Below are 7,771 nucleotides of genomic sequence, written 5' to 3'. Positions count from 1 at the left end.
GCAATATGATGGAGTAGAATCAAGTTAAACACATCTAGAAAAAAGAAATACATGTAATCACCAAGTATTTTCCTCGATCCATTTTTGTTCTTCATTAACTTACTTCTATGTACCATTTATCTTTTGGAATTTAATTTTCCCAATTGGAATTACGGACGGTTTAATTAATAAACATGTACTTATAAGCTTTTATCTGATTCTCGCAGGCACGGTCTAGGAACCGTATGGATGGGAGAGAGGCAGGGCTTTCATTGTTTTAGGTTTTGGCATTAAAATTACTCTCATGCTTGATTCGCTTTGAAAAATCAATCGAACGAGCAGGAAGAACCATATGAAATGGATTCTCAACTGACGCAGTCTCGATTACCAATTTCGGTAAGTCAGAGACTGTGTTTCATGATTTAAAAGGATTAAGAAAGCATGGATTTATGGAATCTTTTCTTCTTTGAAGCATTTACTCAAATAAAAAAAGCATATATATGATATAATGGTATTTGGATATTAAAAATCCATGGTTTTAATCTCTAGTTCTTGGCACTTGGAAATTTGAGTGTGGGGAATATAAACAAATCTTAGATAAGCCAATGGATGCAATTTTTTTATATTAATCGCCATCTATTCTTCTTTTATTTTTATGGCTTGGGATCTGTTATGCAGGACGGAGTTAATTCAATTCTAAGGAGTGAGATACATGTATAGAAGAAATAATACGGAAGAAATCATTCCTGAAGAAACTAAGGTGTGGGAATGTACATCAGAAGATTGCAAAGGTTGGATTCGCGATAACTTTACAAGTAATGATGAACACGTTTGTCCGCTATGTAGCAGCGAGATGAAACCCGGCACTAGAATGCTTCAAGCCATCAACAATCCGAGAAACTATTAAGTCTTTATAAAAAAAGCTGAAGGGATTCCCCTTCAGCTTTTTTTATCTTTTTGTCAATTGGATGAAACAAAAAGCAGGAAAACCAGTTAAAAGATCAGTGAATATCCTTTTTCTTGAACCTGCCCCCTCGCACTTCGGCGATATCCCCTACGGCAAGAAAAGCAGAAGGATCGAAGCTTTTAACTATATCTTTAAGTTTGGCTTCCTCGAGCCTGTTAATTACACAGAAGATGACTTTTTTGTCATCACCAGAATAAGCTCCTTCGCCAGCCAAAAAGGTAACGCCCCGTCCAAGGCGATTCATTATAGCGTCGCCGATATCATCGAATTCATCACTGATAATCCACACAAATTTTGATTCATCCAAACCGGCAATGACGATATCCATCGTTTTATAAGCTACGAAATAAGCTATAATCGAATACATGGCACGATCCCAAGAGAAAACGAAACCAGCACTGCCAAGGATGAATAAATTAAAGAACATGACAATCTCTCCAACTGAAAAAGGAATCTTTTTGCTGGCGAGAATTGCTAGTATTTCTGTACCATCCAATGATCCGCCATATCGAATGACCATTCCGACACCAATGCCAAGAATCATTCCGCCAAATGCGGACGCCAGGAGGATATCTTGAGTGAAAGCTGGTACGTGATGAAGCAATGTAGTTGTGATGGAAAGGACCAAGATTCCATACAGAGTAGATAATGCGAAGGTTTTTCCAATTTGTTTATAACCGACAAAAAAGAAAGGAAGATTCAAAATGAAAAGGAAGATACCGAGTTTCCAACCAGTAATGTAAGATAACATAATCGATATACCTGTTATGCCTCCGTCGATAACGTTATTCGGCACTAAAAAAATCTCGAGGCCGACAGCCATCAAAACCGCACCAATTGTAATTAAAAGACCTCTCTGTAAAATTTGTCTTAGCGTTAATTTTTTGTGCTGGGTCTTTTTGTGCACAATTTCAGCTGTGCTTGCACCTGCCAGGTCTGACATTATCATGCCCACCACTCCTTCTCTCTATATATGTACTATTTGATTATAAACCTATAGGTATAATTAAATAAAGGAATTAACATTCTTAATTAATATATTTCTGAATAATTATTTTGAATTTCATGACAATGAAAGCTTGTAACTGCCATGCACTTTTTATTTTACTCTATACAAAAGAATAGTATTTCTAAATTTATTGATTTTATGAAAGAAACCTGCAATTTATTTGTGAATGGAATACTCTGGAAGATATAGGGTGTAAATAAATCATTGTAAAGAAATAAAAACCTTGAGGTACTATGAATTTCCATTAAATTATAGGAAAATAGACAATGGTACGATCAAATGTATCATTAGGCACCATCCTATTTATGATTGCAGTGTATTGGAACCTACTGGTAGTGGAAACAAATGTAAACGTCTTTCGTATAGGAAGCGGCCGCTCGATGGGAGTGGCTTTTTATGTGCCAACTTGCGAACGATAATTCATGAATGTCAGAAAACAATTTTTCTACAATAATTATTTAGATGAAAATAGATTTGTGGATCCGGAAATAATGATGATGAAATCAATCGTATTAATGAGAGAGTGGAAGAATTCTTGCCATTGGCCAAACCACAGACATTGATTTTGGAAAAGAAAAATATTGAATCATCTTTCCAAACATTTTACTAACGGAACCACATTTATCTCGTAAGAGGAAATCTTCGTTCGACGTGAAGAATCGTTTAAAACAGGTTATAATACTATTCAAAATTCGGTTGTTGTATATGAGGACTTGGTAGAAGATAAACTGCATGGGGGAAGCTGGATTTGGAAAAACAAAAGCATGCTAATATTATAAGTTTGAAGGTATTTTACTTATTTTCTTTTTTTTCAGTGGGCAGTTTAACACCACTTTTAAGCGTTTATTTAACCAATGAGGCAGGTTTGTCAGGTATTGAAATAGGTACGATCATGTCGGTTGGACCGATAGTGATGATCGTTTTTCAGCCTTTTTGGGGAATTGTCTGTGATTGGAGCGGAAAACCAGCAAAAATACTGGCACTGACATCATTCCTAGCTGGTTTATTCGGGTTAGGTTACTTACTGTTTGAGCCTTATTTCCTTTTAGTATCCGTTGCAATTGCTTTGGCTATCTTTCAAAGTGCCATTATACCAATTTCAGATAGCATCACCCTTCAATATACTACAAGAATCAAATCGAATTATGGAAAAATCCGTTTATTCGGTTCACTTGGTTACGGTATCGCCGTTTTTGTAATGGGGAAGTTATCGGAATCATTAATTGGTCCATCCGCTATATTTTACGCCTTTTTCTTCGGTCTATTGATTGCGGCTCTTCTAGCTCTCCGCTTACCTGAAGAGCCTGCTCGAGAAAAGGTAAAACTTTTTAGTGGAATTAAAGAATTGATTACCATGAAACGTTTCCTTATCTTTCTTGCAATCACGTTTTTGCTTTTCGGTCCAAACCTTGCAAATAATGTATACTATGGTTTGTTTGTAGAAGCAAGAGGTGGTACATATACGGGGATTGGCATTGCGTTCCTGTTAGCAGTATTGTCGGAAATTCCGTTTATGAGAATGGCAGGCAGCTGGATTCATAAAATGGGATTGATGCCTATAACCTTATTGGCGGGAGCGGCTTCGTTGGTTCGCTGGGGTTTGTATTTTACCGAACCCAGTTTGACAACCGTATACGTGACTTCCATCATGCAAGGTTTTTCACTTGGCTTATTCATTCCTGCGGCTGTGCAATATATCCGGGAAGTCGTACCGGCCCATATAACCGTTACTGCCATAACGCTTTATTCCGCAATTGGCAATGGGTTGGGAAACTGGTTCAGTACCTTCAGCGGCGGGATTATTTTGGATAAGTCAGGGATATATGCGGTGTATTTATTTTACGCTATGCTCACATTAATTGGGATGCTGCTTACAATATGGCTCATGGGATTGGATAAAAAACAAAAAGTAATGGGAGAACAAAGCGTATAGTAGGAACCTGAGTTGAGTATCTTTTTTATAAAATTTTAGAAAGTAAGAAGCTTCTTCACCTTACAACGTGAAGAGGTCTGACTGTAGACAAACTCGATAATAATGGAGTTGAACTGCCCCGTAAATGTTAGACACCAAACTAACATTTACGGGGTGTTTTTTTAGGTTTTTAAAATTTGACCGTTGATTGGAGCGTAAGGGACTCGCCTTCTAAGGATCGTGAAAACAGACGAAATAAGCCTTTTCCACCAGAAAGTTTATCAAGGGAGGAATAAAGGAGGTTAAAAGAGTTTAACTTGATTTCATGAATCTCTTTCAGCCTTTATTACTTACTAATTGAGCTATTGAAAATGAATAGGGGACGGGAGTATCCGGAATTTTTCTTACCAAGAGCAATCAGTTTTTTTGTTTTTGGAAAAAATATGATTTAATGGAAGGTAGAGAATGAATGGAAGGATGAGTGTTTTTGAGCAAACCAAAAGTGTTGGCGGCTACCATTGTTTCAGCTTTTATCGGGCTGTTTTGTTTATTTTGCCTTGGTTGGACTATTATTGACCATTATGGGAAAAAAACTTCTGAAATGGGAGCTAATGAAACGACCCCCATTAAAAAGAATCTTCCTGATGACTTTACGGTAGTGGCGTTGGGTGATTCATTGACACGTGGTACAGGTGATGAAACAGGAAAAGGTTATGTTGGACTTGTTATGGAAGATTTGGAGAGTGAATACCATAGAAAACCGCTCATTCATAACCTCGGCATTAATGGACAAGTGTCTCAAGAATTGGTGCAGCAAGTGAAACAAACGGAAGTGAAGCGTCAAATCCAGGCAGCTGATGTAATTTTAGTTACTATTGGCGGCAACGACCTCTTTCAGAAGGGCCAGACCTTGATTGATTATGATAGGGAGGCTGCATCCGTTTCACAAAAGAAATATTTGAAAAATTTGCATGAAATTTTAAAAGATCTCAATCATGTCAATGATACAGCCACCATATTTTTACTTGGCTTGTATAATCCATTTATAGAGTTGGATGAAGACTTAGATACTAACCGCATAGTACGGGACTGGAATAATGAAACGGCAGAAGTCGTGGCTCATTATAAAAACGCGATTTTCGTACCAACATTCGACTTATTTCAATTATCGGTAAATGAATATTTGTATTCAGATAAATTTCACCCTAATAAGGAGGGGTATCGTTTAATTGCTGATAGGGTTGCTCCTTTAATAAAATGGGAGGATGAGGAACGATGAAACAGGTAACATTGTCTGTTAAGGGCTTGAAAAAAAAGATTGGTAAAAGGGAAATTATTAAAGGATTAGATTTTGAGCTGAATGAAGGTGAGGTTTTCGGCTTTTTAGGACCGAATGGCGCCGGTAAAACGACGACGATCCGCATGTTGGTCGGTCTGATTAAGCCATCATCGGGATCCATCCATATATGCGGATATGATGTGCGTAAGGAATTCACGAAGGCCATGCAGCATATGGGTTGTATCGTAGAAAATCCGGAGTTATATCCATTTTTGAGTGGTTGGGATAATTTGCTCCACTTTGCAAGAATGTTACCAAAAGTTGATGAATCAAGAATGAATGAGGTTACTGAACTAGTCGGTCTAGAAGTAAGAATTCATGATAAAGTGAAGACCTATTCTCTAGGTATGAGGCAGCGTCTAGGAATTGCGCAGGCGATGCTGAATCGTCCAAAGCTATTGATTTTGGATGAACCAACCAATGGTCTAGATCCTGCTGGAATCCGTGAAATGAGGCAATTTATCAGAAAGTTGGCTGAAGATGAAGGTATGAGTGTTCTCGTTTCTTCACACTTATTAGGAGAAATCCAGCTACTATGTGACCGGGTCGCGATCATAAAAAATGGAGAAATAATCAAAACCGATACAGTGGAAAGTCTATTATCCACACAAGAGCGGATAATTTGGAGGGTAGAACCCTTAAAAAAGGGTGTGGAAATCCTTAGCGGTTACACCGATATTACCGTAGAACAAAACTTTATCATTACAGCTTATGATGAAGTCGAAACTCCTGAATGGAATGCCGCGCTGAACCAAGCAGGGGTTAAGGTGCATGAAATGAACCGAAACCTCCCGGGATTGGAAGAATTATTTTTGCAGGTAACCGGTAGCGGAGGTGCACGCATTGAATAATTTGATCCAAAATGAAATGATGAAATTGTTGGCAAAAAAACGGTTAGTCATAATAGGTATCATCGTTGGCATTTTAGTGATGATGTTCACGTATGCACAATATAAACAAGTGAAAGAGCAGCAGGAGAAGTTAGGTACTTCTGATTGGCGTGCTGCTCTTCAACAGCAAATCATTGATACTCAAAATCGATTGAGCTCAAATAGGATGCTGGATGAGTGGCGTGAACAACTCGAAGTCAGTCTAAAGCAGCAGCAATATTACCTGGATCATGACATAAACCCCTCAGAACCAGGTGCAGCTACTTTTACACGTATGTTTTTGGAAAATGCCATTGATTTGTTCATTCCGCTACTGATCATGATTGTAGCAAGTGATTTGGTTTCTTCCGAAAATAGTCAAGGTACAATCAAACTTCTGTTAACAAGGCCAGTGGAACGATGGAAAATTTTAATGAGTAAGTATGTAACATTATTATTGTCGGTTTCGCTAATTGTGGCGATGACAGCTTTACTTTCGTATTTGTTATCGGGACTTGTTTTTGGGTATCAGGGATGGGGGGCACCCGTCATAACCGGATTTGATTTGAAGGGCGCTAATGTGGATGTCAGTCAAGTAAGGTTAGTTGCACAATGGAAATTCCTATTGATGGATTTGGGACTTGTTTGGCTGGTTGCGGTAGTAGTAGGGACCCTTTCTTTCATGCTATCTGTTTTGGTACGCAGTACACCCGCTGGCATGGGCATCATGCTGGCTGCATTAATTTCAGGGGCTATCCTGAATAATATGGTTTCATCATGGGAATCAGCGAAATATTTTTTTATGGTGAATTTGAAATTAACCACTTATATTAGCGGTACGGCTCCGCCAATCGAGGGAATGACCTTATTATCCTCCGTCATTACATTGCTTGTCTGGTGGGGGCTAGCTTTAATTGTATCCTTTGCGGCATTTACCAAAAAGGATGTTTACTAAAGATAGGCAGCCTATTAAACTATAGGCTGTTTTTTATTTTATACTTGGTATCCTTAATTAAATATCATTCAAATTGGAGGTTTATATATGGATGATCATCATCTGAATGAAAAATTCCTGCCAATGACTTCAGTTTCCAGTGGAGATATTCAGATTGTGAGGAAGATATAAATTGTCTGCCAGTCCAAATCGAATCCTGTTTGAAGCTGATGAATAATATCTTTTAAAAGGCCAACAATAAACAAGCAACTAATGAAATTTTGAAATATGGGGGGGAAATCCATGACTACACTAAGAGATATTATGACAACAGATGTTGACTGTTGCACAGCGGAAGATAATATCTATGAAGCAGCAGTCAAAATGAAGGATGACGATGTTGGAGTCATTCCTGTACTGGAGAATAACCATTTAATTGGTGTCATTACAGACAGGGATATCGTTATCCGCTGTGTGGCAGAGAAAAAGCCAAACTCGACGAGAATTACTGATGTTATTTCCACCAATCTTGTAACGGGTACTCCTGATATGTCAGTTGATGATGCTGAGGAGTTAATGGGGAATGAACAAATCAGAAGACTCCCTATAGTGGAAAATGACAAGCTCGTCGGAGTTGTGGCATTAGGAGATCTTGCTGTACACCGTCAGTCAAATTCTATCGCGGGTAATGCTTTAAGTTCTATTTCCGAGGACAGAGATCAAATTCAACACTAAAACAAAACTCTGTTAGCAAATGCTAAC

General features: G+C 38.2%; 8 protein-coding genes. 7 read left to right on the top strand and 1 reads right to left on the bottom strand.

The window, feature by feature from the left end:
• Positions 1-691: 691 nt before the first annotated feature.
• On the top strand, positions 692-886 hold the full coding sequence (locus ACFWE9_RS16205) for a cold-shock protein (protein ID WP_034307294.1): 195 nt from the start codon (positions 692-694) through the stop codon (positions 884-886).
• 94 nt (positions 887-980) lie between these two features.
• On the opposite strand, the gene ACFWE9_RS16200 is transcribed toward ACFWE9_RS16205, so the two are convergent.
• On the bottom strand, positions 981-1,895 hold the full coding sequence (locus ACFWE9_RS16200; RefSeq protein WP_230155549.1) for a YitT family protein: 915 nt from the start codon (positions 1,893-1,895) through the stop codon (positions 981-983).
• Between the two features lie 326 nt (positions 1,896-2,221).
• Between ACFWE9_RS16200 and ACFWE9_RS16195 the strand changes: the two genes are divergently transcribed.
• The 6 genes from ACFWE9_RS16195 (at position 2,222) to ACFWE9_RS16170 (ending at position 7,744) form a co-directional block, all read left to right on the top strand.
• Complete coding sequence (locus tag ACFWE9_RS16195; protein WP_230155551.1) at positions 2,222-2,374, top strand: hypothetical protein; 153 nt, start codon at positions 2,222-2,224, stop codon at positions 2,372-2,374.
• A 329-nt stretch (positions 2,375-2,703) separates the two neighbouring features.
• Entirely contained in the window at positions 2,704-3,888 is a 1,185-nt protein-coding gene (locus tag ACFWE9_RS16190) for an MFS transporter (protein ID WP_377357703.1), read from the top strand.
• Positions 3,889-4,354: 466 nt separating this feature from the next.
• Complete coding sequence (locus ACFWE9_RS16185; RefSeq protein ID WP_230155554.1) at positions 4,355-5,146, top strand: SGNH/GDSL hydrolase family protein; 792 nt, start codon at positions 4,355-4,357, stop codon at positions 5,144-5,146.
• Positions 5,143-6,057 carry an ABC transporter ATP-binding protein gene (locus ACFWE9_RS16180; RefSeq protein WP_230155555.1) on the top strand — a complete coding sequence of 305 codons (915 nt, stop codon included), beginning with the start codon at positions 5,143-5,145 and terminating at the stop codon, positions 6,055-6,057. Before ACFWE9_RS16185 ends, ACFWE9_RS16180 begins: the two co-directional genes overlap by 4 nt.
• Positions 6,050-7,030, top strand: a complete 981-nt coding sequence (locus ACFWE9_RS16175) for an ABC transporter permease (protein ID WP_230155556.1) — start codon at positions 6,050-6,052, stop codon at positions 7,028-7,030. Before ACFWE9_RS16180 ends, ACFWE9_RS16175 begins: the two co-directional genes overlap by 8 nt.
• A gap of 282 nt (positions 7,031-7,312) precedes the next feature.
• Positions 7,313-7,744, top strand: a complete 432-nt coding sequence (locus tag ACFWE9_RS16170) for a CBS domain-containing protein (protein WP_230155557.1) — start codon at positions 7,313-7,315, stop codon at positions 7,742-7,744.
• Positions 7,745-7,771 lie beyond the last annotated feature (27 nt).

Origin of the sequence: Peribacillus sp. NPDC060253, from assembly GCF_042727425.1 — a bacterium.
Lineage (GTDB): Bacteria > Bacillota > Bacilli > Bacillales > DSM-1321 > Peribacillus.
Note: the sequence above shows the minus strand (reverse complement) of the source record. Positions and strands in the feature narration are given on the sequence as shown.

Coding starts and splice junctions, on each gene's coding strand:
- ACFWE9_RS16195 (WP_230155551.1), top strand. CDS start 2,222: ATGGTACGATCAAATGTATCATTAGGCACCATCCTATTTATGATTGCA.
- ACFWE9_RS16200 (WP_230155549.1), bottom strand. CDS start 1,895: ATGATAATGTCAGACCTGGCAGGTGCAAGCACAGCTGAAATTGTGCAC.
- ACFWE9_RS16180 (WP_230155555.1), top strand. CDS start 5,143: ATGAAACAGGTAACATTGTCTGTTAAGGGCTTGAAAAAAAAGATTGGT.
- ACFWE9_RS16170 (WP_230155557.1), top strand. CDS start 7,313: ATGACTACACTAAGAGATATTATGACAACAGATGTTGACTGTTGCACA.
- ACFWE9_RS16205 (WP_034307294.1), top strand. CDS start 692: ATGTATAGAAGAAATAATACGGAAGAAATCATTCCTGAAGAAACTAAG.